Origin of the sequence: Jannaschia formosa (genome assembly GCF_003340555.1) — a bacterium.
Lineage (GTDB): Bacteria > Pseudomonadota > Alphaproteobacteria > Rhodobacterales > Rhodobacteraceae > Jannaschia > Jannaschia formosa.
The window spans coordinates 100,780-125,552 of record NZ_QPLJ01000009.1 but is presented as its reverse complement, the minus strand read 5'-3'; the positions used below and the strand labels follow the sequence as shown (position 1 = coordinate 125,552).

General features: G+C 72.0%; 21 protein-coding genes. 11 read left to right on the top strand and 10 right to left on the bottom strand.

Annotation, left to right across the window (positions count from 1 at the left end):
* Positions 1–11 precede the first annotated feature (11 nt).
* The 5 genes from glgX (at position 12) to DR046_RS11680 (ending at position 9,007) form a co-directional block, all read left to right on the top strand.
* Positions 12–2,075, top strand: a complete 2,064-nt coding sequence (glgX, locus tag DR046_RS11700; RefSeq protein WP_115382564.1) for a glycogen debranching protein GlgX — start codon at positions 12–14, stop codon at positions 2,073–2,075.
* Positions 2,072–3,802 (top strand): malto-oligosyltrehalose trehalohydrolase, encoded by a 1,731-nt coding sequence (gene treZ / locus DR046_RS11695; protein ID WP_115382563.1) that lies wholly within the window; start codon positions 2,072–2,074, stop codon positions 3,800–3,802. Before glgX ends, treZ begins: the two co-directional genes overlap by 4 nt.
* Positions 3,799–5,523 (top strand): 4-alpha-glucanotransferase, encoded by a 1,725-nt coding sequence (gene malQ, locus DR046_RS11690; RefSeq protein ID WP_115382562.1) that lies wholly within the window; start codon positions 3,799–3,801, stop codon positions 5,521–5,523. The genes treZ and malQ overlap by 4 nt, the downstream gene beginning before the upstream one ends.
* Positions 5,520–7,688: a malto-oligosyltrehalose synthase gene (gene treY / locus DR046_RS11685; protein WP_115382561.1), complete on the top strand. Its 2,169-nt coding sequence runs from the start codon at positions 5,520–5,522 to the stop codon at positions 7,686–7,688. The genes malQ and treY overlap by 4 nt, the downstream gene beginning before the upstream one ends.
* 305 nt (positions 7,689–7,993) lie before the next feature.
* A complete protein-coding gene (locus DR046_RS11680) occupies positions 7,994–9,007 on the top strand; it encodes a glycosyltransferase family 2 protein (protein WP_115382560.1) in 1,014 nt (337 codons plus the stop codon).
* A 462-nt stretch (positions 9,008–9,469) separates the two neighbouring features.
* Here the strand turns inward: DR046_RS11680 and DR046_RS11675 are convergent, their stop codons facing one another.
* Positions 9,470–11,257, bottom strand: coding sequence for a gamma-glutamyltransferase family protein (locus DR046_RS11675; RefSeq protein ID WP_115382559.1), 1,788 nt, complete (start codon positions 11,255–11,257; stop codon positions 9,470–9,472).
* A gap of 330 nt (positions 11,258–11,587) precedes the next feature.
* On the opposite strand from DR046_RS11675, the gene DR046_RS23635 reads away from it, so the two are divergent.
* Positions 11,588–11,764 (top strand): hypothetical protein, encoded by a 177-nt coding sequence (locus DR046_RS23635; protein ID WP_167767083.1) that lies wholly within the window; start codon positions 11,588–11,590, stop codon positions 11,762–11,764.
* A gap of 236 nt (positions 11,765–12,000) precedes the next feature.
* Here DR046_RS23635 and DR046_RS11665 read toward each other — a convergent pair whose 3' ends face one another.
* Genes DR046_RS11665 through DR046_RS11645 form a run of 5 tightly spaced genes read right to left on the bottom strand, consistent with a single transcriptional unit; the run spans position 12,001 to position 16,925 of the window.
* On the bottom strand, positions 12,001–12,438 hold the full coding sequence (locus tag DR046_RS11665; protein WP_115382557.1) for a ferritin-like domain-containing protein: 438 nt from the start codon (positions 12,436–12,438) through the stop codon (positions 12,001–12,003).
* Positions 12,439–12,464: 26 nt separating this feature from the next.
* Positions 12,465–13,427, bottom strand: coding sequence for a lysylphosphatidylglycerol synthase domain-containing protein (locus DR046_RS11660; RefSeq protein WP_115382556.1), 963 nt, complete (start codon positions 13,425–13,427; stop codon positions 12,465–12,467).
* Positions 13,424–14,248, bottom strand: coding sequence for a class I SAM-dependent methyltransferase (locus DR046_RS11655; RefSeq protein ID WP_115382555.1), 825 nt, complete (start codon positions 14,246–14,248; stop codon positions 13,424–13,426). Before DR046_RS11655 ends, DR046_RS11660 begins: the two co-directional genes overlap by 4 nt.
* Positions 14,245–15,387: a glycosyltransferase gene (locus DR046_RS11650; protein WP_115382554.1), complete on the bottom strand. Its 1,143-nt coding sequence runs from the start codon at positions 15,385–15,387 to the stop codon at positions 14,245–14,247. The genes DR046_RS11655 and DR046_RS11650 overlap by 4 nt, the downstream gene beginning before the upstream one ends.
* Complete coding sequence (locus DR046_RS11645) at positions 15,384–16,925, bottom strand: hypothetical protein (RefSeq protein WP_115382553.1); 1,542 nt, start codon at positions 16,923–16,925, stop codon at positions 15,384–15,386. Before DR046_RS11645 ends, DR046_RS11650 begins: the two co-directional genes overlap by 4 nt.
* 270 nt (positions 16,926–17,195) lie before the next feature.
* On the opposite strand from DR046_RS11645, the gene DR046_RS11640 reads away from it, so the two are divergent.
* Complete coding sequence (locus DR046_RS11640; RefSeq protein WP_115382552.1) at positions 17,196–18,098, top strand: ornithine cyclodeaminase family protein; 903 nt, start codon at positions 17,196–17,198, stop codon at positions 18,096–18,098.
* Between the two features lie 35 nt (positions 18,099–18,133).
* On the opposite strand, the gene radC is transcribed toward DR046_RS11640, so the two are convergent.
* From radC to sfsA, 3 genes are all read right to left on the bottom strand, one after another.
* The gene (gene radC / locus DR046_RS11635; RefSeq protein ID WP_245190920.1) at positions 18,134–18,847 is read right to left on the bottom strand and encodes a RadC family protein; all 714 of its coding nucleotides are present in this window, start codon (positions 18,845–18,847) and stop codon (positions 18,134–18,136) included.
* A gap of 126 nt (positions 18,848–18,973) precedes the next feature.
* Entirely contained in the window at positions 18,974–19,780 is an 807-nt protein-coding gene (gene map, locus DR046_RS11630; protein ID WP_115382605.1) for a type I methionyl aminopeptidase, read from the bottom strand.
* 52 nt (positions 19,781–19,832) lie between these two features.
* Positions 19,833–20,519 carry a DNA/RNA nuclease SfsA gene (gene sfsA / locus DR046_RS11625; protein WP_115382550.1) on the bottom strand — a complete coding sequence of 229 codons (687 nt, stop codon included), beginning with the start codon at positions 20,517–20,519 and terminating at the stop codon, positions 19,833–19,835.
* A gap of 51 nt (positions 20,520–20,570) precedes the next feature.
* Between sfsA and DR046_RS11620 the strand changes: the two genes are divergently transcribed.
* The 4 genes from DR046_RS11620 to DR046_RS11605 are packed head-to-tail and all read left to right on the top strand — an operon-like array spanning position 20,571 to position 23,471.
* Positions 20,571–21,287: a competence/damage-inducible protein A gene (locus DR046_RS11620; RefSeq protein ID WP_115382549.1), complete on the top strand. Its 717-nt coding sequence runs from the start codon at positions 20,571–20,573 to the stop codon at positions 21,285–21,287.
* Positions 21,284–21,991: a GNAT family N-acetyltransferase gene (locus DR046_RS11615; protein WP_135227293.1), complete on the top strand. Its 708-nt coding sequence runs from the start codon at positions 21,284–21,286 to the stop codon at positions 21,989–21,991. Before DR046_RS11620 ends, DR046_RS11615 begins: the two co-directional genes overlap by 4 nt.
* Positions 21,988–22,566, top strand: a complete 579-nt coding sequence (locus DR046_RS11610; RefSeq protein WP_115382547.1) for a peroxidase-related enzyme — start codon at positions 21,988–21,990, stop codon at positions 22,564–22,566. Before DR046_RS11615 ends, DR046_RS11610 begins: the two co-directional genes overlap by 4 nt.
* Positions 22,563–23,471, top strand: a complete 909-nt coding sequence (locus tag DR046_RS11605; protein ID WP_115382546.1) for an OmpA family protein — start codon at positions 22,563–22,565, stop codon at positions 23,469–23,471. Before DR046_RS11610 ends, DR046_RS11605 begins: the two co-directional genes overlap by 4 nt.
* Before the next feature lie 10 nt (positions 23,472–23,481).
* Here DR046_RS11605 and DR046_RS11600 read toward each other — a convergent pair whose 3' ends face one another.
* Positions 23,482–24,744, bottom strand: coding sequence for a bifunctional folylpolyglutamate synthase/dihydrofolate synthase (locus DR046_RS11600; RefSeq protein WP_115382545.1), 1,263 nt, complete (start codon positions 24,742–24,744; stop codon positions 23,482–23,484).
* Positions 24,745–24,773 lie beyond the last annotated feature (29 nt).

The window sequence follows — 24,773 nt, the reverse complement described above, 5'->3', positions numbered from 1 at the left end:
ATCGAGACCAGATGTCATCCAATTACGTGGTGGAAGCCGGGGATCCCGCCCCGCTCGGCGCGACCTGGGACGGGAAGGGCGTGAACTTCGCGCTGTTCTCGGCCCATGCCGAGAAGGTCGAGTTGTGCCTGTTCAACGCCAACGGCACCCGCGAGATCGCGCGCATCCCCCTGCCCGAGCACACCCATCAGGTGTGGCACGGCTACCTGCCCGAGGTGCGGCCCGGCGATCTTTACGGCTACCGCGTCCACGGGCCCTACGCGCCCGAGGCGGGGCACCGCTTCAACCCCAACAAGCTGCTGCTCGACCCCTACGCCCGGGCCCATGTCGGCGACCTGAAATGGCATGACGCGCTGTTCGGCTACCGCGTCGGCCACCGGCGCGAGGATCTGAGCTTCGACCGCCGCGACAGCGCGAGGCTGATGCCGAAATGCGCCGTCATGTCGGGCTCGGCCACATGGGGCGGCGACATCCGGCCCCGCGTGCCGTGGTCGAAGACCGTGATCTACGAGGCGCATGTCGGCGGAATGACCGCCGGGGCCGAACACCTGGAAGAGCCGATCCGCGGTACCTTCGAGGGGCTGGCCGATCCCTCGACCATCGCGCATCTGCAACGGCTGGGCGTGACCGCGGTGGAGCTTCTGCCGATCCATGACTTCCGCGACGACCGGCACCTCCTGGAAAAGGGGCTGGTGAACTGGTGGGGCTACAACACGCTGGGCTTCTTTGCGCCCGCCGCGCGCTACCTCGTGCAGCCCGCCGCCCTGCAGGAGCTGCGGGTCATGGTCCGGCGCCTGCATGACGCCGGGATCGAGGTGATCCTCGACGTGGTCTACAACCACACCGCCGAGGGCAACCAGATGGGCCCGACCCTGTCCTTCCGGGGCATCGACAACGCCAGCTACTACCTTCTGGGCGACGATCCGCGCTACTGCTTCGACACGACCGGGACGGGGAATACCCTGAACCTCGAGAATACCCATGTCATGCAGATGGTCATGGACTCGCTCCGCTACTGGGTGGAGGAGCTTCATGTCGACGGGTTCCGCTTCGACCTCGCCTCGACCCTCGGGCGGCGGCGCGACTACTTCGACCGGCAGGCGCCCTTCCTGACCGCCGTCCACCAGGACCCGGTGCTGCAGCACGTCAAGCTGATCGCCGAGCCCTGGGACACCGGCGCGGGCGGCTATCAGGTCGGCAACTTCCCCCCGGGCTGGGCCGAGTGGAACGACACCTACCGCGACACCGTCCGCGCCTTCTGGAAGGGCGATCCGGGGCAGGCCCCCGCGCTGGCCGACCGGCTGCTCGGCTCGGCCGGCACCTTCGAGCACGAGGGGCGGCGGTCCTGGACCTCCGTCAACTTCATCACCGCCCATGACGGGTTCACGCTGATGGACCTCGTCAGCTACAACGACAAGCACAACGAGGCCAATGGCGAGGGCAACCGCGACGGCCATTCCCACAACCTGTCGTGGAACCACGGCGAGGAAGGCCCGACCGAGGATCCGGACATCCTCGCGCTCCGCGACCGCCAGCGCCGCAACCTGATGGCGACCCTGCTGCTGAGCCAGGGCACGCCCATGGTCCTGATGGGCGACGAGAACGGGCGCACGCAGCACGGCAACAACAACGCCTACTGCCAGCCCGGCGAGATGAACTGGTTCGACTGGAATGCCGAGGATCCGTTCGAGGAGTTCGTGCGCGGCCTGATCGAGGTGCGCCGGTCGCGGCCCGTGCTGACCTCGGAGAGGTTCCTGCACGACAGCGACGACAACCCCGAGGGCCGCTACGTCACCTGGCACCGGCTGTCCGGCGGGCCGATCTCGCCGGAGCAGTGGCAGGACCCCGAGCGGCGCGCCGTCGCCATCAGCTTCCACGGGCGCGAGGACGCGACGCTGTTCCTCGCGATGAACGCCGGGCCCGAGCCGCGCGAGGTCACCCTGCCCGAGGGACGCTGGCGGCCCCTCATCGACACTGCCGAGGGCCGGGTCGCGCCCGAGGGCGTGGGCGAGCCCGTCGAGGGAACGCTGACCCTGCCCGACCGCGCCCTCGTCCTGCTGGAGGAGATGCCATGACCCTTCCCGCCTGGGGCGCCGTCCCGACCGACACCGGCACCCGCTTCCGCATCTGGGCGCCCGATCACGACGAGCTGGAGCTTCTGCTGCCCGACGGCCCCCGCGCGATGGAGGCCGAAGGCGACGGGTGGTGGAGCCTCACCGCCGACGCGCCGCCCGGCACCGAATACGGCTACCGCTTGCCCGACGGCCTGGAGATCCCGGACCCCGCCTCGCGGCTGCAGGCGGGGGACGTGCACGGCCGCTCGGTCGTGACCGGGCGCGATGCCTACGACTGGCAGCACGAGCGGCCGGAGCGCCCCTGGCACGAGGCGGTGATCTACGAGCTGCATCTCGGCACCTTCACGCCCGAGGGCACCTACCGCGCGGCCATCGACAAACTCGACCATCTGCGCGACTTGGGCGTGACCGCCATCGACATCCTGCCCGTCGCGCAGTTCGCGGGCCGGCGCGGCTGGGGCTATGACGGCGTGCTGCTCTATGCGCCGCACAATGCCTATGGCAGCCCCGACGACCTGCGTGCGCTGGTCGACGCGGCGCATGGGCGCGGGATCATGGTGATGCTCGACGTGGTCTACAACCATTTCGGGCCCGACGGGAACTACCTGCCGGCCCTTGCCCCTGCCTTCTTCGACCAGGAGGCCGAAACGCCCTGGGGGTCGACCATCGACTACGACCGCGACCCGGTGCGCCGCTTCGCCATCGAGAACGCGACCTACTGGATCGAGAATTTCCGGATCGACGGGCTGCGCTTCGACGCCATCGACCACATCGCCGACGACAGCGACCCGGATCTGCTGACCGAAATGGCACGCGAGATCCGCCGCGTCCTGCCCGGCGCCTGGCTGATGACCGAGGACAACCGCAACGTCACCTACCTGCACGAGCGGGGCGAGGACGGCACGACGCCCCTGATGGACGGCGAGTGGAACGACGACTGGCACAACGCCGCCCATGTCGTCGCCACGGACGAGACCGAAGGTTACTACGCCGAATTCGCCGACGACCCGACCGGCTGGCTGGCCCGCGCCTGCGCCACCGGCTTCGCGTATCAGGGCGAGGGCGGGCGCGGGGTGTCCTCGGGCCACCTGCCGCCCGTTGCAATGGTGAACTTCCTCCAGAACCACGACCAGATCGGCAACCGTGCCGTGGGCGAGCGGCTGACGAAGCTGACGCCGATGGCGCGGCTCGAGGCGCTGCAGGCGATGCTGCTGCTTTCCCCGCAGATCCCGCTTCTCTTCATGGGCGAGGAATGGAACGCGACCGAGCCCTTCCTGTTCTTCGCCGATTTCGAGGGCGAGCTTGCGACCGCTGTCACCGAGGGCCGCCGCCGCGAGTTCTCGGCCTTCGTCGGCTTCACGGACGCGGTGCCCGACCCGATCGACCCACAGACCTTCGCCCGCTCCCGCCTCGTCTGGGACAGGCTCGCGCAGGGCGACCACCAGGAGGCGCTGGCCCGCACGCGCGAGCTGATCGCGCTGCGCCGCGACCGGATCGTGCCGCTTCTGGACGGGGTCGGCGGCCATGCCGGGCGCCACCTGCATGCGCCGAAGCACTGCATCGCGACGGACTGGCACCTGAATGGCGGCCTTCTGCAGATGCGCGCCAACTTCGCCCACCACCCTGAGAAGCTGGCCCCGGTTCTGGGCGAGACGCTGCATCTGACCGGCCCGGCGCCGGGCGCGCCGAACTCCGTGCTCTTCGCGCTGGCAGAGGGGGGCGCATGACCCTGCACGACCTCGCCCGCCATCACGGCCTGACCCTGCGCTACGGCGACCGGCCCGTCCCCGATGCGACGCTGCGCCTGCTGCTGAAAGGGCTGGGGCAGGATCCGGACGGTCCGCCCTCCGCGCCCCCGGCCCCGAACGAGATGGCCGTGCCCGAGGGCGTGGCCTGCTACCTGCCCGACAGCCTGCGCGACGCGCCCGGCTGGGGTATCTTCTGCCAGCTCTACGAGCTTAGGTCCGACAGGAACTGGGGCATCGGCGATTTCGCCGATCTTGCCGCACTGGCCCGCATCTGCGGGGCGGCGGGGGCGGATTTTCTCGGGATCAACCCGGTCCACGCGCTGTTCGCTTCGGACCCGGACCGGACCTCGCCCTTCTCGCCCTCGTCCCGCCGGTTCCTGAACCCGATCTACATCGCGCCGGACCTGCTGGGCTGCCCCCGTCCCGACGATCTGCCGGACGGAGAGCTGGTCGATTACGCCGCCGTCACGCAGGCCAAGACACGCGCCCTGCGGTCCGTCTTCGACGCCGCCGGGCCGGACCCGGATCTCGACGCCTATGTCGCCCGCGGCGGGGCGGCGCTGCGCGGTCATGCCCTGTTCGAGGCGATCTCGGCCCGCCATCCCGGCGGCTGGCACGGCTGGCCCGAGGCGCTGCGCGACCCGGCCTCGCCTCATGTCGCCGAGTTCGCAGGGCAGTTCGCCGACGACGTCCGCTTCCATCTCTGGCTGCAATGGGTCGCGGCTACGCAGCTCGACGCCGCGCAGGCGGCCGCGAAGGAGGCGGGGATGCGCCTCGGCCTCTATCTCGACCTCGCCGTCGGCACCGCCCTCGACGGCTCGGCCACCTGGACCGGCGAGGACGGCGCGCTGCCCGGCGTGACCGTCGGCGCGCCGCCCGACGTCTTCTCGCAGGACGGGCAGAACTGGCACCTCGCCGCCCCGTCCCCGGTGGCCCTGCGCGAGGCGGAGCTCGCGCCCTTCCGCCGGATGATCCGGGCGCAGCTGGCCCATGCCGGCGCGCTGCGGATCGACCACGCGATGGCGCTCTGGCAGCTGTTCCTCATCCCCGAGGGCGGGCACCCCTCCGAGGGCACCCATCTGCGCTATCCCTTCGCGGAGATGCTGCGCGTGCTGGCCGAGGAATCGAACCGCAACGAGGCCGTCGTCATCGGAGAGGATCTGGGCTGGGTGCCCGAGGGCTTCCGCCAGACCATGGGCGAGGCCAATGTCCTGTCCTACCGGATCGTCTATTTCGAACAGTCGGAGCAGGGCTTCACCGCCGCGCGCGACTACCCGCAGGTCGCGATGGCGTGCCTGTCGACCCACGACCTGCCGACGCTGGCCGCGTGGCAGAGGGGCGAGGATATCGACCTGCGCGAGGAACACGGGCTCGTCTCCTCCGAGGCGAGCGGCCAGCACCGCGCCCACCGCGAATGGGAGCGGCGGCACCTCGCCCGCGCCATCGGCGCGCCCGAGGACGCGGATGCCGATACCCTGCTCGATGCCGCGCACCGCTTCATGGCCGCGACGCCCTGCCTGCTGGCGGGCGTGCGGCTTGCCGATCTCGTCGGGCCGGAGCGCCCGACGAACCTGCCCGGCACGGTCGAGAGCTATCCCAACTGGCGGCCGCGCGGCCCGACCCCGGTCGAGGCCATCGCCAACCACCCCACCTTCGCCCGCGTGACGGGCCTGATGCGAAAGGCGCGGCCCCGGCCATGAACCTTCCGTCCGCCACCTACCGCCTGCAGCTGCGCGAGGGGATGGACTTCGCCCGCGCCGCCGATCTCGTCCCGTATCTCGACGCGCTCGGCGTCTCGCACCTGTATCTGTCGCCGGTCTTCACCGCCGCGCCCGGCTCGACCCATGGCTACGACGTGGCCGACGTGGACGAGATCGAGCCCGCGCTCGGCGGCCGCGCGGGGCTGGAGGCGCTGTCGGACGCGCTGAAGGCGCGGGGGATGGGGCTGATCCTCGACATCGTACCCAACCACATGGCCTTCACGGTGCACAATGTCTGGCTTGCGGACGTGCTGCGCCAAGGAGCGGACAGCCGCTTCGCGCGCCATTTCGACATCGACTGGGCGCAGGGCCCGCTGCCCCTGCCGTGGCTGCCCGCCCCCTTCGCCGAACTGGCAGAGGCCGGCGAGATCCGGGTCGAGGGCGATGAGATGGTGGCGGGCGAGCTGCGCGTCCCGCTGGCCGTGCCCGCGACGGGCGACGTGACCGAGACCCACGAGGCGCAGCCCTGGCGCCTGCGCCACTGGCGCACCGAGGCGGCGGCCATCGCCCACCGCCGGTTCTTCACCGTGACCGGGCTGATCGGGCTGCGGGTCGAGGACCGGAAGGTCTTCGAGGACGTGCACCGCCTGACCTTCGACCTGATCGACAGCGGCACGGTGCAGGGCCTGCGCGTCGACCATGTCGACGGGTTGGCCGATCCTGCGCGCTACCTCGACCGGCTGCGCGACCGCCTGCCCGAGACGCCGATCTGGGTCGAGAAGATCCTGACCGGGGACGAGGCCCTGCCCGGCTGGCCCGTCGAGGGCACCACCGGCTACGAGGCAGGCCGCGCGATCGCCCGGGTGCTGACCGATGCGGGCGGCGCCGCCGCGCTGGCCGAGGGCTGGCCCGACTTCCACGCCCTGCGCGACGACGCCAAGACGCAGGTCGTCGAGACCGAGCTTCCCGCCGAGCTGGAGCGTCTGACCGACCTCGCCGACGCCGCCGCCCCCGGAAGCGAATGGGGCCGCGCCGCCTGGCGCGCGGCGCTGCTCGCCTATGTCCGCGCCTTCCCGCGCTATCGCACCTATCTCACCCGCGAGACCACGCCCGAGGCCGATGCCGCGCTGATCCGCGCGACTGCCGAGGCGGCGGCGCATCCCACGGCCCCGGCGGTCGGCGACCTGGCCGGCCTGCTGCTCGACCCCGCGAATTTCGAGTTGCGCACCCGGCTGCAGCAGCTCACCGGCGCGGCCATCGCCAAGGCGCAGGAGGATACGGCCTTCTACCGCTGGACACCGCTGCTGTCGGCCAACGAGGTCGGCGCCGAGCCGGACGAGCCCGCGCTGGACGCGGCGGGCTTCCACGCCGCAATGATCCGCCGCCAGCAGGAACAGCCGCGCGGCCTGACCCTGACGTCGAGCCACGACACCAAGCGGTCCGGCGACGCGCGGATGCGGATCGCGGCGATCAGCCACCAGCCCGCGGCGCGGGAGACGCTCCTGTCCCGCGTGCGTCCGATCCCTGATCCCTGGCGCTGGTATCTCGCCCAGAGCGCCTGGGCCGCCGCGCCCGACGGCGATCTGGCGCAGCGCCTGCCCGACCATCTGGAAAAGGCCATGCGCGAGGCCAAGACCGACACGTTCTGGACCGACCCGGACGATTCCGTCGAGCGTCCGGTCCGCGAGGAGGCCGTCCGCACCGCCGCGCGCTTCGAGCAGGCGTCCGAGGATCCCGCGCTCGCGACGCTGGCCGCGCGCGCGGCAGGGCTGGCGCTGGCGCAATGCGCGCTGCACTTGATGGCCCCCGGCATCCCCGACATCTACCAGGGCACCGAGATCGGCAGCCATCGCCTGACCGACCCCGACAACCGCGTCCCCCCCGACTGGGAGGCGCTGGCGCGGCTCGCCGCCGGCGAGTCCCTGCTGACGCCGTTCGACCGGCTCAAGTTCGACCTGACCCGGACGCTCCTGCGCCTGCGCCGCGAGGAGCCGGAGCCGACCCCGGCCTGGGCGCCGCAGGACGCGCCCGAAGGGCGGCTGGCGGCGCGGCGCGGCAGCGTCGTGCTCGAGGTCTCGCTGACCGGGGCGCCCTTCGAGGGGAACGGCCCGGCGCTCTGGCCGCCCGGCGGAGCCGCTCCGGTGCGGGTGACGCGGGCCGCCTGATCGGCCGCCCCGAGAAGCATCGGCGACCGAGCCACTGCGCTGTCGAAGCGGCCGGCGAGCCGAGCGCGTCAAGCCTTGTCTGGGCTCCGCCTCCGCATGGTCGGGCCGGCCCGCGCCCGTCGTTCAGGCCCGCCACCGCCTGACCGAGCGGTTGCCGGGCGAGAGACCTTTCACCACATGGCACCCCAGTTCGCAGGGGCCGCAGCGGCGGTTCCGGGGCGGGGGTTGCGGGTTGGAAGGCGTCACGGCCGGTGCTAGCGTTCCGTCGCGTCATCCGAACGGCCGCCGGACGCGAAGGGAGCGAAATGCCTGACAGCAGCGCGGAAGAGATCGTCGCGGTCGCGCGCGGCGGGCTCAAGCTGATCGTCCAGATCCCCTGCTACAACGAGGCCGAGACCCTGCCTCAGGTCCTGGCCGGGATCCCCCGGTCGATCCCCGGGATCGGGCAACTGGACATCCAGGTCATCGACGACGGCTCCTCCGACGGGACCGCCGATGTCGCCCGGGCCCATGGCGTCGCCCATGTCGTCGTCAACTCCGGCAACAAGGGGCTGGCGCGCAGCTTCCAGGCCGGGATCGACAACGCGCTGCGCAACGGTGCCGACATCGTCGTCAACACCGACGGCGACAATCAGTATTGCGGCGCCTCGATCCCCGATCTGGTCGCGCCCATTCTGCGCGGCGAGGCCGATATCGTCGTCGGCGACCGGAAGCCCGGCCTGAACCGCGAGTTCTCGCCGCTCAAGCGCTTCCTGCAGCGCTTCGGAAGCTCGGTCGTGCGGCGCCTGTCGGGGGTCGAGGTGGCGGATGCGGTCTCGGGCTTCCGCGCCTATTCGCGCGAGGCGGCGCTGACCATCAACGTCATGACCACCTTCAGCTACACGACCGAGACGCTGATCCATGCCGGCCAGCACGGGCTGAAGGTCGTCTCGGTCCCGGTCGAGGTCAATCCGGTGGCGCGGCCCTCGCGGCTCTTCAGATCGATGGGGGCGTTCCTGCGAAAGCAGATCGTGACGATCCTGCGCAGCTACATGATGTATCGCCCGCTCAACGCGTTCCTGGCGGTGGGGCTGGTGATGATGGTGATCGGTGCGATCCCGATCCTGCGGTTCCTCGTCTACTTCGCGATGGGCGACGGGACGGGACGGGTGCAGTCGCTGGTGCTGGGGGGCGTGTTCCTGCTGGCCGGCTACCTGACCGTCGTGATCGCCTTCCTCAGCGACACGATCGCCACGAACCGCCGCCTGATCGAGCGCGTCCTGACCCGCGTCCGCGAACTGGAACTGGCCTCCCGCACACGTGACCGCCCGGAGGAGTGATGCGCCACGAGGTCGGCGCGCGACGGTCGGACCGGGCGGTCGTTGGCCCGCGGGGCCCCGCGCGGCGGCCCCCTTTCGACACCTCTTGGGCAGAGGAACGGGATCCGACGACGCGGAAGCCTCAATCGGCAAGCCCCCGGGACCGGTCGGGCAGGATCCGGCTGGCGGAGCCGGACCGGGCCGCGGCCGTCTTCGTCCACGAGCCGGACGGTCAGGTCCACGGCGTCCGGATAGGCCATCCATGCCGGGCCGATCCGCGCGACGGCGGCCAGGCCCGTCCAGGCGTCCCGGAGGCGGATCACCTCGATCAGCAGAGAGTCTGCGGCCCAACCGGCCCTGGCCTGACCCACATGGGCCCCGGCCATCCCCGCGACCATACCGTCCAGTCTTCTGAGAAAGCCTTGCGGCGGCCCGGCGCCGCCTCCCCTGAACCCGATCGCCGGCCCGCGTCGCGCCGCCGGGCTAACGGCCCACCGCATAGGCCTGCATCAGACGCGGCGTAGCGGCGGCTCGCAGGGTGCCGTCCGGGTCGCGCATCGCCGACGTCAGGCGCCCGACGGACCACGGTTCCGCCACGTGGACGATGTGGCCGCGGGCGCGCAGCGCATCGATCACGTCCATGCCGAAGGCCGGTTCCAGCATCATCTCGCCCGGCCGCGCCTCGCGCGGATAGAACGAGCCCTGGAAATGCATCGAATGGAACAGCGGCTGGTCCATCCCCTGCTGCAGGTCCAGCCCGTGATGGACCAGCCGCAGGAACCAGATCAGCTGCCACTGGTCCTGCTGGTCGCCGCCCGGCGTGCCGAAGACGAGGCGGCGGCCGTCCGTGTGTTCCGCCAGGGAGGGCGTCAGTGTCGTGCGCGGACGGCGGCCCGGGGCGACTGAGGTCGGCAGCCCCTCCTCCAGCCAGAACATCTGCGCCCGCGTGTTGAGCGGAAAGCCCAGCCCCGGGACCACCGGGGAGGATTGCAGCCAGCCGCCCGATGGCGTCGCGGTGACCATGTTGCCCCAGCGGTCGATCACGTCGAGATGCACGGTGTCGCCGCGCTTCTCGCTCAGGTGGGCCATCGTCGGCTCCTGCGGGGCGGCGGGAGCGACGCCGAAATTGCGAGCGGCGCGGGCGACATAGGCTTCGGCCTGCGCCTCGAAGCCCGGCACGCGGCCCGGACGCTGGTCATGGCTGGCCTCGGGCCCGATCAGCGCGGCGCGCTCCGCGTTGTAGGCGTCCGACAGGAGGTGCTCCATCGGCACCTCGGAATGGTCGGGGTCGCCGTAATAGGCCTCGCGGTCGGCATAGGCGAGTTTCATGGCCTCGATCACCGTGTGGACGAACTCCGCGCCCCGCGGATCCATCCCCCCGAGCTCGTGATGCTTCAGGATCGCCAGCGCCTGCAGCAGGACCGGACCCTGGCCCCAGGCCTGCGTCTTGTGGACCGTCCAGCCGTGGTAGTCGTAGGACAGCGGCGCCTCGTAGCTGGCCTGCCAGCCGGCGAGGTCGGCGCGGGTCAGGACCGCGCGGTGCTTCGACCCGGAGACGTCGTGGACCTCCGCCTCGTCGACCCAGGCGCCGATGGTCTCGGCCACGAAGCCCTCGCGCCACGCAGCGCGGGCGGCGTCGATCTGGGCTACCCGGTCCGCCCTTGCCGCCTCCCCGGCTTCGATCAGGCGGTCCCAGGTTCGGGCGAGGTCGGGGTTGCGGAACAGGGCATGCGGTTTCGGCGCGGCTCCGCCGGGCGTCCAGACCGCGGCGGAACTCGGCCATTCCTCGGCGAAGTAGCCGGCCAGCCCGGCGATGGTGTCGGCCACCCGCGGCAGCACCGGATGGCCGTCGCGCGCATAGCCCAGGGCCGGCGCCAGCGCCTCGCGCAGGGAGACGGTGCCGTGGTCGCGCAGCAGCGTCATCCAGCCGTCGAAGGCGCCCGGGATCACGGTCGCCAGAAGGCCCGAGCCGGGGATCAGCGTCAGGCCCTGCGCGCGGTAATGGTCGATTGTGGCACCCGAGGGGGCCGGTCCCTGTCCGCAGAGCACGACCGGCGCCTCGCCCGGTTTCTGGAAGAGGACGGGCACGTCGCCCGCAGGCCCGTTGAGATGGGGCTCGACCACCTGCAGGACGAGCGCGCTTGCGACGGCGGCGTCGAAGGCGTTGCCGCCGCGTTCCAGCATGCCCATGCCGGCGGCCGAAGCGATCCAGTGGGTCGAGGCGACCACCCCGAAGGTGCCGCGGATCTCGGGTCTGGTCGTGAAGTCCATGGGGCCCCTTCCCTGTCGGCCGGCGTGTCGCCGACCGGTAGCACGGGCAGGATCGGGATGTCCGTTCCGAAAGGCCGCGTGCCATGGGTCTCGCCGATCTTCCGGAGGAGGTTCAAGGAGATCCCGGGTCGGGGTCGGGGCCAGCCCTCCCTTGTCTCGCCGGCAGGGCAGCACTCATCAAGCGGGATTGCCCTCGTTTGGTGCAACGCGGCATGTCTCCGCGTCTTCGCCCGGGACGGCCCGACTTGGCAGCAGTCAAGGAATACGGCCCCAGAGCGGGGACACGTCCACGGCGCAGTCCCGGCGAGCCGCCGGGCTTTCGCCGGGATGATGAACGCCGGAACCGCCGTCCTGCATGGCCAGGTGAAGGCGAACGAGCCGTTCGGACTTTCCGAAGGTCCCGGCGGTTCGCGCGAGACCCGGCGGGGCAATCCCGACGAGGCGATCAACAGGACCAGCGGGACCGGCTACAGCAGCACGAGCAAGACGATCGAGTTCACGGGCTGACGATCCCCCGAACGGATGTTTCTTCCGGTTCCCGGCCTTGTGCCGGGCATCCTTGCATCCGGGAGGCCGTCGGTTCAGGCGCGAAAGTCAGTCTTGGAAGACGCTCGATTAACCCCTCCGACCGACCGGGCGGACGTCCTGGGGCGCCGCGACCAGGCCCGGCGCACGCGAACGCCGCCGGACAGCGCCCGGCGGCGTCCTGTGGTGGAAAGGCCGGGCGCGCCCGGCTCTCCGGGTCAGTCGTACTGGTCTTCGAGCCGGTCCGTCAGTCGCTCGCCTTCCGCAATCTGCGCATGGGCGCGCACCAGCACCTCGCGGGTGCGGGGGTCGAAGGTCATCTCGTCCAGCGCCTTGCGGAACTTCTTCTCGATGTAGTCCTCGCCTTCCTCGACGCGCTCGGCGGCTTCCTCGTCCCCGCTCGAGAAGGCGTCGGTGATCGCCGTCCAGACGCGGTGGGCAGCGCCGGCGGTGCTGCCGCTGGTCCGGGGCGATCCCCCGAGCCGCTGGATCTCGGCGTTGAGATCGGCGACGAGCTGCCGGCGCTTGGCCGCCTGCTCCTTGAGAACGGTCTTGAGGTGGGTGGACTTGGCCGTCTCGGCCGCGGTTTCGTATCCCTTGGCGCTGTCGATGGCGGTATCGGTCAGGGTTTCGAGGGCTTTCACTTCGCTTGCCATGGCATCATTCTCCACGTTGCATTCGGTTAGTCCCGAAACGCGGGGGGCTGCGGCGGGGTTCCTTCGACGCGGGCCCCGGCGCCCCCCTCCGGCGCGCGCGTGACCGCGCGAAGGCCCAGGCCCGCGGCGAAGGTGACGCCGTCGCCGATTCCGGACACCAGCCGGTGGGCCACCGCCACGGCCAGCGCCGCCCCCTCGCCCATGAAGAGCCCCAGCCCCAGGGCCACGATCCCGTCGCGGATGCCGATCCCGCCCGGAGCGCCCGGCATCACGAAGCCGGCCGTCCAGGCCACCGAGAAGACCGCCGTCGCCGTCAGCAGATCGACCCCCGCCGCAGCCGGAAAAAGCCGGGCCAGGCACCAGACCGACAGCCCCATCAGGACGAGGGTGATCGCGTAGAGCGCGCCCGCCGCGACAAGCTTTCCCGGCGCGATCCTGGGCCGTCCCGCGCGCCGCCAGAGGACGACCTGCAGCGCGGCCAGCGCCGCGATCAGCAGCACCGGCATCAGCCCCGTCACCGGACCGGCGACGGCCTCTCCGAGCCCCGTCGCAAGGGCGCCCCTGAAGGCCGGCAGCGCGAGGAGGAGCTCGGCCGAGACCAGCGCCGCGGTCGCCAGCAGCACGCCGATCTCCATCGTCAGGGCCGATCCGATGCGGGCGCCCGGGACGCCGTCCTGGCGGCACAGGGCGTAGCGTCCGACGAGATGGCCGACATTGCCGGGGACGTACTTGCCGATCTGCGACAGCAGGAACTGGCTCTCGGCGCGGCCCGCAGGCAGCGTGCTGCCATGCGCCGACAGCACCGCGCGCCAGGCGATGGCGCCCAGGGCCTGCGACGCGGCATAGAGCCCGAGCGCCGTGCCCAGCCAGCCCCAGGTCGCCGGGGCGCGCAGGTCGACAGGCGGAAGCTCGGGCGCGCCGCGCCAGACCACAAAGGCGACGAGCCCGAGCGCCGCGGCCGCGCCCAGGTAGCGCAGCATCCGGATCATGGCTTCCGGCCGATCGCGAGGAAGCCCACGCCCCGCTCGGTCGTCAGATGGCGGCGCTGGATCCGCCAGAGGCCGCGCATGACGCGGCGCGCGGGCGCCGAGCTGTAGATCGGCCAGAGCCGGGTGAGCAGCGACCGGTCGGACCCGCTCTCGTCGGTGCGGGCCTCCTGCTGCATCCGCGCGCCGCCGCGCCGGCGGGTCTGGACGGCGTAGATCGGGGCGCTCAGCAGTTCCATGACGTTGGCAAGCGGAAAGCCGTAGCACAGGATGCGGTCGAGCTTGATGCCCGCGCCCGCGATCAGCGCGGCCAGGTCCCCGCGCCGGTAGCGGCGGCAGTGTCCGGCCCAGACATCGGCCGGGTTCCAGCGTTCCGGATGCGCGGGGACCGAGATCAGGACATGGCCTCCGGGCCGGAGGTAGCGGGTCCAGTCGGCCAGCGCGGCGGCGTCGTCCTCGATATGCTCGAGAACCTCGAAGGCGGCGAGATAGTCGAAGGACGCTTCCGGGAGGTCTTCCGCGCTCTCCAGGACGTGCAGGCCGGGGATGTCCGCCAGCAAATGGCCGCCGATGCGGCGCGCCGAGGCCGAGCGGTCGACCCCCACCGTCTCGAACCCCATCCGGGTCAGGTCGTGCAGGAGCCCTCCGGGGCCGCAGCCCATCTCCAGGTAGCGTCCCGGCGGCAGGTCGCCCAGCACGTCGAGGATCACGCTCCGCCGGAGCAGGTAGCGCGGCGCGGGCACCCAGCGGGCCTCGGGGCAGGCCGGGCCGTAGTCGGGATGGAGGACCACGCGGGGAATAGGCGTCGGGGCGGCGTCCGTCATGCGGCCTCCTGTCCGGTCGCGAGCGGGCGCAGCACCTCTCGCAGCAGCCTGTCGCCTATCTGCTCGGGCCGGGCGATCGCCAGCGCGGCGTCCGGCATCTGCGGGAATCCCGCATCGGCCAGCGCCTCAATGGCGTCGAGCAGCGCCTCGGCATCCTCGGGCGGGACCAGCGCCAGGGCCGGCGACGGGGCGAAGGTCTCGGCGATGGCGGGCGAGGCGCGGGTGATCACGGACCGCCCGGCGTTGAGCGCCTGGTAGACCTTGTTCGGCACGACCGAGGCCGCCTTGCGCGAGCTGCCGAAGATGCCGAGGCAGAGATCCGCGGCCTCGATCGCGCGGACCAGCTCGGCGTAGGGGACCCACTCGTCCCAGACGACATGCGGGGCGCCGCCGCCCGCCAGCGCCGCCTCCAGCGCGCCGCGCATCTGGCCGGTGCCGACGAGGTGCCAGCGATGGGTCCGGCCGCGCGGCGACAGCGCGGCTTCGAGTATCGTGCCGACCCCGTGCAGCGGGATCAGCTGGCCGTAGAACAGGATGCGGACCGGGCCGTCATGGGGCAGGGGCGGGGGCAGGCGCGGGAAGGCGTCGGTCTCGGCGCCGACCGGCACCGCAGCGACCCGCCCGGGCGGCAGGCGGAACAGCTCGGCCACGTAGGCGGCATGGGCGCGCGTGTCCATCACCACCCGGTCCGCGGCCCGGCAGGCCAGCCATTCCAGCGCCTGCAGCGCCCGCGCCACCATCGACCCGGGCCGCGCCAGACGGCGGTCGTGGACCACCGTATCGGTCAGCGACAGGAACATGTCGAGCGCGACGCGCCGCCGCCGCAGCCGCACGAAGGGCCAGAGCACCAGCACGTCGACCTGGCCCGGATAGGGCACCAGCACGACGTCGTGACGCGGCGCGGCGAGATAGCGGGCGATCAGCACCGGATAGAGCAGCAGCGTCCGCAGCCCCACCGCCAGCAGCGCGGCGCGGCCGGCCTGGCTCTTGTCGGCATGGCCGGCCCAGACGTCGCCATGGATCTCGGTGAGCTCGGCGCCGTTCGCCCGCAGCCCGTCACGCAGGATCCGCGTCCGCGGCTTGTCGAGGTCGTAGGTGCCCCACAGGACGATCCGGAGCCGGGGCTCCGCCCCGGTCATGCCCCGCCCATCGACGGCTCACGGCAGAGGCGCGGAAGCTCCGCCTCGGGGAAGCCCGCCGTCCGGACGATCTCCGCGCAGGTCTCGTAGGACCAGGGTGCGAAGAACGCGCTGTCGGCGGAATCCTGGAACTGCCACGAATAGCGCCAGCCCGCCCCGAGGCTTCCCAGCAGCCCCGCGGCCAGAAGCACCGGCACCGCCCAGCGCGTCCCGAGGCCGGGCGGATCGCGCAGCAGCCGGACGGTCCCGAGGATCGCCAGCACGCCGATCAGCGGCCAGAGGTCGACGCGGTAGCGCATCGTCACCGTCATGTAGGACAGCATCAGGCCGGCCGAGAGGGCGAGGCCGACGACCAGGGCCGCCATTGCCGGATCGCGGCGCAGCGCCATCAGCCCGGCCCCGGCCAGCAGGATCCAGAGCGGCCAGAGGAAGACCATGCCGACCCGCGGCCGTTCGATCCGGACCTGTCCCACCACCGGCTCGGTGAGGCCGCGATGGGTCTCGCGCAGCGCCTCCGACGCCGCCCCGGCCTGGGGTGGCAGGTCGACGGCGTAGAGCATCAGGTTGGGCAGCACCCGCCGCAGGTTGAAGCGGCCGTGCTCCTCGGCGGCGCGAGCGCGCTCCGAGTCGGCCTGCTCGTGTCCCCAGAACACGGCGCCGTAGATCCGGCCGGATTCCGTGAAGCTGCCGTCGAACTGCGTGGCCGAGCCGAACCGCGCCTCGTTCAGCGCAAGGAACCCCAGCCCCCCGGCCCCGAGCAGCAGGCCCGCCAGCGCCGCCGGGGCCAGGAAGCCGGCGCGGTGCCGCCAGACACCCCAGAGTACGGCCAGCCCGACCGCCGCATAGAGACCGATGGCGAGGTTCGGGCGGGCATGGACCACCGTCGCCGCCAGGCCGGCCAGGATCGCCACGCCGACCCCCGGGGCCAGCCGCCCCTGCGCCACCCCGACCCATGCCGCGACGAAGAGGCCGGTCGCCGCGAAGGCGAAGGCGATCGGCTCGTGATAGAAGGACTGGTTCGCGACCAGGATCACGCCGGGCCCGGCCAGCCAGAGCCCGGCGCAGACCGCCAGGACCGCCCTCCTCCGCGTCGCCCAGACCCCTGCGCGGCGGGCGAGGCCGACAAGCGCGCCCTGGTAGCCCGCCGTGCCCACCACCGCCCAGAGCCATATCGACGGGCCCGACATCGAGAGGCGCTCGAACGGCCAGGCCCAACCGAAGGCGAAGCGCGTCAGCAAGGGCACCGCGCCGTGGTAGAGATAGCCGGTGCCGTCGGCCGCGTAATGCCCCTCGAAGCGCAATGTCCGCGGCGGCAGGTCGAGCCGGCCGTCGAGGATCGCGGCGTAGTAGAAGTCGTAGATCTCGTAGCCATGAAACGGCGTCGGCATGCGGAGGGCGAAGCCCCAGGCGACGAGGGCCAGCCAGGTCGCGCCCGCGATCCAGATCGCCGGAGAGATGTCGCGGAGACCGGCGCGCCTCGGCGATGCCGCGGCTGCGGCGCGGCCGGGCGCGCTGGGGTCGGCGAGGGGGCGTTGCATGTCCGGGATAAGCGGTCTCGACGCATTCGATCGGCGGCACGGCAAGCCGGCTGCGGGCACGCTAGCCGCGGCGCGGCGTTGCGCCAACCCACGCCGGAACGCGGGGCGCGACTGTTGTATCGCTGCATGCCGGCGCTGTCGCCGGCGGCGGTTCACCGTCCGCTATCCGCGACCGGCCTGCGCTGCCGCTACAGCCGGAGGCCGTGCCCCGCCTAGGCAGGCGGCCCGGCGCAGGGCTAGAAGGGGGCAACCGGCAGGAAAGGATCCCGCATGACCCCTCGCTTCATCGGCCCCGAGGCCGAGTCCGCGCTCGACTGGCTCGCCCTGACGGAGGCGCTGGCCGCGGGCCACGCCCTGCCGCGCGCCGAGATCGACGACACCTTCCTCTATCGCCGCGATGACACGATGCTGTCGCGCGCGGCCTGGATCGACGGGCTGGGCGCGCTGGTGAAGACGGCCATGATCTTCCCGGGCAACCTCGCCGCAGGCAAGCCGGCCGTGGGCGGGGGCGTGTCGATCTTCTCGGACGAGGACGGGACGCTGGCCGCGACGATGGATTTCCACCTGCTGACCAAGTGGAAGACGGCGGGCGACTCGCTGCTGGGCGCCCGCCGGCTGGCGCGGCCGGACAGCCGCCGCGTGCTGCTGGTCGGATCGGGCACCGTCGCGCGGTCGCTGCGGCAGGCCTATGCCGCGGCCTTCCCCGAGGCGGTCTTCGCCGTCTGGTCCCGCTCCCCGGACAACGCCCGCGCCTTCGCCGAGGCGAACGGCGCCACCCCCGCCCCCGACCTAGAGGCGGCAGTCGCCGAGGCCGATATCGTCGCCTGCGCCACAATGACGACCGAGCCGGTGCTGCACGGCGCCTGGCTGCGTCCCGGCCAGCATGTCGACCTGATCGGCGCCTACCGCCCCGACATGCGCGAGGCCGACGACGAGACCCTGCGCCGCGCCTCGATCTTCGTCGACAGCCGCAGCACGACGCTCGATCATATCGGAGAGCTGAAGATCCCGCTCGCCGGGGGCGTGATCGCGCGCGGGGACGTCCGCGCCGACTTCTACGACGGCGACGCGATGAGGCGCAGCTCCGAGGAGGAGATCACGCTGTTCAAGAACGGCGGCGGCGCCCATCTCGACCTGATGACCGCGCGCTACATCCTCGATGCGGTCGGCTGAGCCGGGGCCGGAGTCTTCCCGAAATTTCCGGCGCCCTACAGGATGCCCTCCGACCGGAAGCTGAGCTCTCGCGCCTTGCCGACGATCAGGTGGTCGTGCAGCACGAGGCCCAGCACCTGCGCCGCGTCCCGGATGGCATAGGTCATCGAGATGTCCGCCTCCGAGGGGGTCGGGTCGCCCGAGGGGTGGTTGTGCACGAGGATCAGCGCCGAGGCGTTCAGCTCCAGGGCGCGCTTGACCACCTCGCGCGGGTAGACCGGAACGTGGTCGACCGTGCCCTCGGCCAGCATCTCGTCTGCGATCAGCACGTTCTTGCGGTCGAGATAGAGCGTCCGGAACTGCTCCACCCCCTGATGCGCGAGCGCAGTCTGGAGATAGTCCAGGAGCGCGTCCCAGGACGACAGGATCGGCCGCTGGATCACCCTGGCGCGGGCCATGCGATGGCCGACCGCCTCCATGATCTTGATCTGCTCGACGACGGCCTGTCCGACGCCCTTGACCTCGGCGAGGCGGGCCGCGGGGGCGGCCATCACCCGGTTCAGGTCGCCGAAGGTCCGCAACAGGCGCTTTGCCAGCGCCTTGGTGTCCCCGCGGGGCAGGGCGCGGAACAGGATCAGCTCCAGCAGCTCGTAGTCTGGCATCGCCGGCGCCCCGCCCTCCATGAAGCGGGCGCGCAGCCGGGAGCGATGGGCGAGGCGGTGATCGGGCTCGTCAGGGGCCGCAGCGGGCTTTGCAGGGACTGGGCGCATCAGAGCCGAAGGCACCGCCGTGGCGCCGAACAGGTCGCCCGCGGGCGCTTCGTCCATCTGGGGGGCATCGCGACTCGTCATGCTCCCCTTCTCGGCGCCCTTCCGTTAATGCGCGGTTAACGGGCGCTACAGGTCGGGAAAAAACCTGCCGGCGGGCGAGAGCGTGAAGATCTCGGCCCCGGTGGCGGTCACGCCGACCGAATGCTCGAACTGCGCCGAGAGCGACTTGTCTCGCGTCACCGCCGTCCAGTCGTCGGCCAGCACCTTCGTCTCGGGGCGACCGAGGTTCACCATCGGCTCGATGGTGAAGAACATTCCCTCTTCCAGCACCGCACCGGTGCCGGGGCGGCCGTAATGCAGCACGTTAGGCGGGGCGTGGAACACCCGGCCCAGCCCGTGGCCGCAGAAGTCGCGCACCACCGACATGCGCTGCGATTCCGCGTAGGTCTGGATGGCAAAGCCGATATCGCCGAAGGTCCTGCCGGGCCGGACGGCCTCGATCCCCTTCATCAGCGCGTCATGCGTCACCTGGATCAGCCGCTCGGCCTTCCGCGAGGCCTTGCCTGCGACGAACATCCGCGAGGTGTCGCCGAACCAGCCGTCGACGATCACCGTCACGTCGATGTTCAGGATGTCGCCGTCCTTCAGCACCTTGTCGCCCGGGATGCCGTGGCAGACGACGTGGTTCACCGAGATGCAGGAGGCGTGCTGATAGCCCTTGTAGCCGATCGTCGCGGACTCGGCGCCTGCCTCCTCGACCCAGTCGGTGATCTGCTTGTCCAGCGCGGCCGTGGTGGCGCCCGGCACGACCAGCGGGCCGATCCGGTCGAGGATGTCGGCGGCCAGCCGTCCGGCCGCATGCATTCCGGCGAAATCCGCGTCCTCGTGGATGCGGATGCCGTCGCGGGTCAGTCGGCCTCGATGTTCGTCCACGGGTTCGTCCTCTTCCACGCCGATGGCGGCCACATAATGCCAAGCGCGGAATTTATCCACCGTCGAAGGGAACCGGGTCGTCAAGCGTGATCCCGGCCCGGTCGATGCGGGTGGAGAAGGCAAGGACTTCGACGCCCGCCGCGCGTGCCGCGTCGAAAGCGGCGGCATAGCCGGGGTCGATGTCCCGCGCCACGCCGACGGCATCGCAATCGGACCGTTGCAGGAGATAGAGCACGACCGCCCGCCCCCCGTCCCGCACGACCTGCGCCAGCTCCGCCATGTGGCGGGCGCCGCGCGCGGTGCGGCTGTCGGGGAACTCCGCGCGCGTGCCATGGCGGCGGAGCGTGACTGCCTTCACCTCGACGAAGGTCCCGCCCACGGTGAAGTCGACGCGGCAGCCCGCGCCATAGGGCACCTCGGCCCGGACCTCTCCGGCAAGGCCCGGCACCCCGCCCGCACGCAGCGCCCCGCCGACGACGCGGTTGGGAAGGCCCGTATCGACGCAGAGGAGGTGCCCGCCCGGAAGCTCCGCCAAGCGCCAGCCGAATTTCAGCCTCTTGCGGGGGTCGTCGTTGGGCTCCAGCCAGACGGTGGCGCCGGGCGGGGCCTGCCCGGTCATCGCGCCGGGATTGGGACAATGCGCCACCACCTCGCGCCCGTCCTCGAGCCGGACATCCGCGAGGAAGCGCTTGTAGCGGCGGATCAGCGTGGCGCGGACGAGCGGTGTGGCGAAGCGCATGGGCTCGGCCTATACCCTGACTGGCCCCGCCGACAGCCCCGAGGAGCGACCATGCCGAACCCCACCGCCGCGATGCTCGTGATCGGAGACGAGATCCTCTCCGGCCGCACCCGCGACGCCAACATGCACCATCTCGCGGGCAGGCTGACCGAGGCGGGGATCACGCTCGGCGAGGTGCGGATCGTCTCGGACGATCACGACGCCATCGTCGCTGCGGTGCGCGCCCTGTCGAAGGCCTGGGACGCGGTCTTCACCTCGGGCGGGATCGGGCCGACCCATGACGACATCACCGCCGACGCCATCGGCGCGGCCTTCGGCGTGCCTGTCGACGTGCGCGAGGACGCGCGCGCCCTTCTGGCCGCGCATTACGAGCGCACCGGGTCGGATCTGAACGAGGCCCGCCTGCGCATGGCCCGCATCCCCGAGGGCGCGACGCTGATCGACAACCCCGTCTCGGTCGCGCCGGGCTTCACCATCGGCAACGTGCACGTCATGGCGGGCGTGCCCTCGGTGTTCCAGGCGATGGTCGCCTCGGTCCTGCCGACGCTGACCGGGGGCGTGGCGCTGATTTCCACCTCGACGCGGATCGACCGGGCCGAGGGCGACATCGCCGGGCCGCTGGGCGCGCTGGCGAAGGAGTTCCGGGACCTCTCGATCGGCTCCTACCCGTTCCAGAAGGACGGGCGCTTCGGGTCGAACGTCGTGATCCGGGGGCAGGACAAGGCCCGGGTCGAGGCGGCGACCGCGCGGCTGGCGGAGATGCTGTGACTCCCGCGGAGGTCATGGCGGCGATCCGGGCGACCTGGCCGCCCTCGGCGCTGACGCGGATCGGCCCCTTCGACCTGCCCGCCGAGCGGGAGGGGACGCGCCGCGCAACCTCTGCCCGGCTGGTGCCCGGGGCCGCGGCCACCGGGGCGGACATCGCCGCCGTCGAGGCGGCGCGCCCCGGCACGATCTTCGGCACGATCGACGGCGACGAGGATGCGACCGCCGAGGTCCTGGCCACGCGCGGCTACCGCGTGGGCGGGATCTCGGACCTGATGACGGGGCCGGTCGCGCCGCTTCTGGGCGACCTGCCGCGCGTCTCGGGCTTTCCGCACTGGCCGCCGCTCGCCATCTGCCACGCGCTCTGGGACGATCACGGCAATGACGCGGTCCGCCGTGCGCCGATGTACCGCGCCCCCGCGCCGCGCACGGCGATCCTGCTGCGCACCGACGACCGGGCGGCCGGGGCGCTGTTCGTCGGCATCCATGATAGGGTGGCCGTCCTGCACATGGTGCTGACGCTGCCGCAGCACCGTCGCAAGGGCGTGGGCCTTCTGGGCCTGCGCCACGCGGCGGTCTGGGCCGCGGCCAACGGTGCCGACACGCTTGCCCTGCCGGTCGAGGCCGACAACCTCGCCGCGACCTCCCTCTACGCCCGCGCGGGGCTGACCCGCGTCGGCGGCTACCGCTACTGGAGCGCTCCATGACCGATATCGCCGAACGGCGGCCGACCGCCCTCGACCTGCCGCAGGTCGACCCGCTGCCCGAAGAGACGCAGCGCTATTTCGACATCTGCACCGAGAAGCTGGGCTTCGTGCCGAACGTCCTGCGCGCCTATGCCTTCGACATCGACAAGCTGAACGCCTTCACGGCGATGTACAACGACCTGATGCTGGCGCCCTCGGGCCTGACGAAGCTGGAGCGCGAGATGATCGCCGTCGCCGTCTCGGCCGAGAACCGCTGCTTCTACTGCCTCGTCGCCCATGGCGCCGCCGTGCGGCAGCTGTCGGGCGACCCGACCCTGGGCGAGATGATCGCGATGAACTACCGCGTCGCGCCGCTGACGCCACGCCAGCGCGCGATGCTCGACTTCGCGGTGACGATGACGAAGGCGTCCGCCACCATCGAGGAGGCCGACCGGCAGGTCCTGCGCGACCACGGGCTGAGCGACCGGGACATCTTCGACCTCGCCGCGGTGGCCGGGTTCTTCAACATGACGAACCGCGTCGCCTCGGCCATCGCGATGGCGCCCAACCCCGACTATCACGGCCAGGCGCGGTGATCCGGGCGGCGGCGATCTGGCTTCTCGCGGGGCCCGCCGTCGCGCTGACCATGCCGCTGCCCGCGACCGTCACCCTGTCCGAAGAGGTGGCGCTGACCAGCCACCGCGTCGCCACCGGCCCCTACCGGGCCGGCGCCCTGCCATCCGAGACGGTCGAGGGGCGCCTGACCCGCGAGGTCTTCCGCATGGCCGCGCCCGACGCGACGCCGCTGCAGTTGCTGGCGCCGCTGCGCGACCAGCTCGAGGCCGCGGGCTGGGAGGTGGTCTTCACCTGTGCGGATCGCGACTGCGGCGGCTTCCTCTTCCGCTTCGAGATCGACGTGGCCCCCGCGCCGCAGATGTTCGTCGACCTCGGCGCCTACCGCTACCTCGCCGCGCGCAAGCTGGACGCCTGGACCTCGCTGGTGGTCTCCACCTCCGCCGGGGAGGGCTATGTCCAGCGGATCACCGTGGTGCCCGAGGGTTCCGATCTGCCCCCGGTCGCGACGGAGGCGCGTCCCGCCCCGGCCCCCGATCTGACTGCAACCTCGGACGTGGCCGCGGCGCTGGAGGCGACCGGGCGGGCGGTGCTGTCGGACCTGCAGTTCGAGACCGGCTCGACTGCGCTGGTCGAGGCGGACTACCCCTCGCTCGCCGCGCTGGCCGACTACCTGCGCGCGAACACGCAGGTCACGGTCGCTCTGGTCGGCCATACCGACGCCGAGGGCGGGGCCGAGAGCAACATGGCGATCTCGCGCAGGCGGGCCGACAGCGCCCGCGCCCTGCTGGCCGGGCGCTACGGCATCCCGGCCGCCCGGGTGGAGACCTTCGGCGTCGGCTTCTTCGCCCCTCTGGCGCGAAACGACACGCCCGAGGGCCGCGAGACGAACCGCCGCGTCGAGGTGGTCGTGACCTCGACGGAATAGACGTCGCCCTCTACCCGTTCTCCCGCAGCACCCGCCCGGCGAGGTAGAGCGAGCCGCAGATCAGGATGCGCGCGTCGGGCGCCTCGGCCACGATTTCCGAGATGGCGGCGGCGAGGTCCGGCGCCTCGCGCGCCTCCAGCCCGACGGCGCGCGCTGCGGCGGCGGTCTCGGCGGCGGGCAGGGTGTTGCGCTCGCCCGGGATCGCGACGGCGTGGAGGCGGGTGGCGGTCCCGGCGAGCGGCCGCAGGTAGCCCTTCACGTCCTTGGTGTTGAGCATCCCGCAGACCAGATGCGTCGGCCGCGCGGGCAGGCGCCCCAGCGCCTCGGCCAGCGCGACCCCCGCCGCGGGGTTGTGCCCGCCGTCGAGCCAGAGCTCCGCCCGCCCGGCCAGCGCGACCAGCGGCCCCCGCGACAGGCGCTGCATCCGCGCGGGCCATTCCGCGTCGCGCATCGCCGCCGCCGCGCCCTCGGCCCGGCCCAGCAGGCGCAGGGCGGCGATGGCCATGCCCGCGTTCTGCACCTGATGCGCGCCCAGCAGCCGCGGCGGCGGCAGGTCCATGAGCCCGGTCTCGTCCTGAAAGACGAGGCCCCCGTTCTCTTCGGCCACGTGCCAGTGCTGGCCGTGGACATGCAGCGGCGCGCCGAGGCGCGCGGCGCGATACTCGATGACCTCCAGCGCGCTGTCCTGCTGCGGGCCGACGATGCAGGGGACGCCCGGCTTCAGGATGCCCGCCTTCTCGCCCGCGATGGCCTCGATCGTGTTGCCGAGAAAGGCCTCGTGATCCATCGAGACGGGCGTGATGACGGTCAGCCGCGGCACGACGACGTTGGTCGCGTCGAGCCGCCCGCCCAGCCCGACTTCAAGCAGGGTCCAGTCGGCGCGGGTCCGGGCGAAGGCCAGCAGCGCCGCGACCGTGGTGATCTCGAAGAAGGTGATTGGCGCGCCGCCATTGGCGCGTTCGCACTCGTCCAGCAGCTCGGCCAGCGCGGGCTCGGAGATCAGTTCCCCGGCGACGCGGATGCGCTCGTGGAAGCGGGCGAGATGGGGCGAGGTGTAGACGTGGCAGGTCTCGCCCGCCCCCTCCAGCCCCGCGCGGATCATTGCCACGGTCGATCCCTTGCCGTTGGTCCCCGCCACGTGGATCACCGGTGGCAGCCGCGTCTCGGGATGGTCCATCGCGTCGAGCAGGCGGTGCACGCGGTCCAGCACCAGGTCGATCACCTTGGGGTGGAGCGCCATCAGGCGGTCGAGGATGGCGTCGGAGGTCTGCATCGGAAAGCCTCGGGGCGAGCGGCGGTGGA

Coding starts and splice junctions, on each gene's coding strand:
- glgX (WP_115382564.1), top strand. CDS start 12: ATGTCATCCAATTACGTGGTGGAAGCCGGGGATCCCGCCCCGCTCGGC.
- treZ (WP_115382563.1), top strand. CDS start 2,072: ATGACCCTTCCCGCCTGGGGCGCCGTCCCGACCGACACCGGCACCCGC.
- malQ (WP_115382562.1), top strand. CDS start 3,799: ATGACCCTGCACGACCTCGCCCGCCATCACGGCCTGACCCTGCGCTAC.
- treY (WP_115382561.1), top strand. CDS start 5,520: ATGAACCTTCCGTCCGCCACCTACCGCCTGCAGCTGCGCGAGGGGATG.
- DR046_RS11680 (WP_115382560.1), top strand. CDS start 7,994: ATGCCTGACAGCAGCGCGGAAGAGATCGTCGCGGTCGCGCGCGGCGGG.
- DR046_RS11675 (WP_115382559.1), bottom strand. CDS start 11,257: ATGGACTTCACGACCAGACCCGAGATCCGCGGCACCTTCGGGGTGGTC.
- DR046_RS23635 (WP_167767083.1), top strand. CDS start 11,588: ATGAACGCCGGAACCGCCGTCCTGCATGGCCAGGTGAAGGCGAACGAG.
- DR046_RS11665 (WP_115382557.1), bottom strand. CDS start 12,438: ATGGCAAGCGAAGTGAAAGCCCTCGAAACCCTGACCGATACCGCCATC.
- DR046_RS11660 (WP_115382556.1), bottom strand. CDS start 13,427: ATGATCCGGATGCTGCGCTACCTGGGCGCGGCCGCGGCGCTCGGGCTC.
- DR046_RS11655 (WP_115382555.1), bottom strand. CDS start 14,248: ATGACGGACGCCGCCCCGACGCCTATTCCCCGCGTGGTCCTCCATCCC.
- DR046_RS11650 (WP_115382554.1), bottom strand. CDS start 15,387: ATGACCGGGGCGGAGCCCCGGCTCCGGATCGTCCTGTGGGGCACCTAC.
- DR046_RS11645 (WP_115382553.1), bottom strand. CDS start 16,925: ATGCAACGCCCCCTCGCCGACCCCAGCGCGCCCGGCCGCGCCGCAGCC.
- DR046_RS11640 (WP_115382552.1), top strand. CDS start 17,196: ATGACCCCTCGCTTCATCGGCCCCGAGGCCGAGTCCGCGCTCGACTGG.
- radC (WP_245190920.1), bottom strand. CDS start 18,847: ATGCGCCCAGTCCCTGCAAAGCCCGCTGCGGCCCCTGACGAGCCCGAT.
- sfsA (WP_115382550.1), bottom strand. CDS start 20,519: ATGCGCTTCGCCACACCGCTCGTCCGCGCCACGCTGATCCGCCGCTAC.
- DR046_RS11620 (WP_115382549.1), top strand. CDS start 20,571: ATGCCGAACCCCACCGCCGCGATGCTCGTGATCGGAGACGAGATCCTC.
- DR046_RS11610 (WP_115382547.1), top strand. CDS start 21,988: ATGACCGATATCGCCGAACGGCGGCCGACCGCCCTCGACCTGCCGCAG.
- DR046_RS11600 (WP_115382545.1), bottom strand. CDS start 24,744: ATGCAGACCTCCGACGCCATCCTCGACCGCCTGATGGCGCTCCACCCC.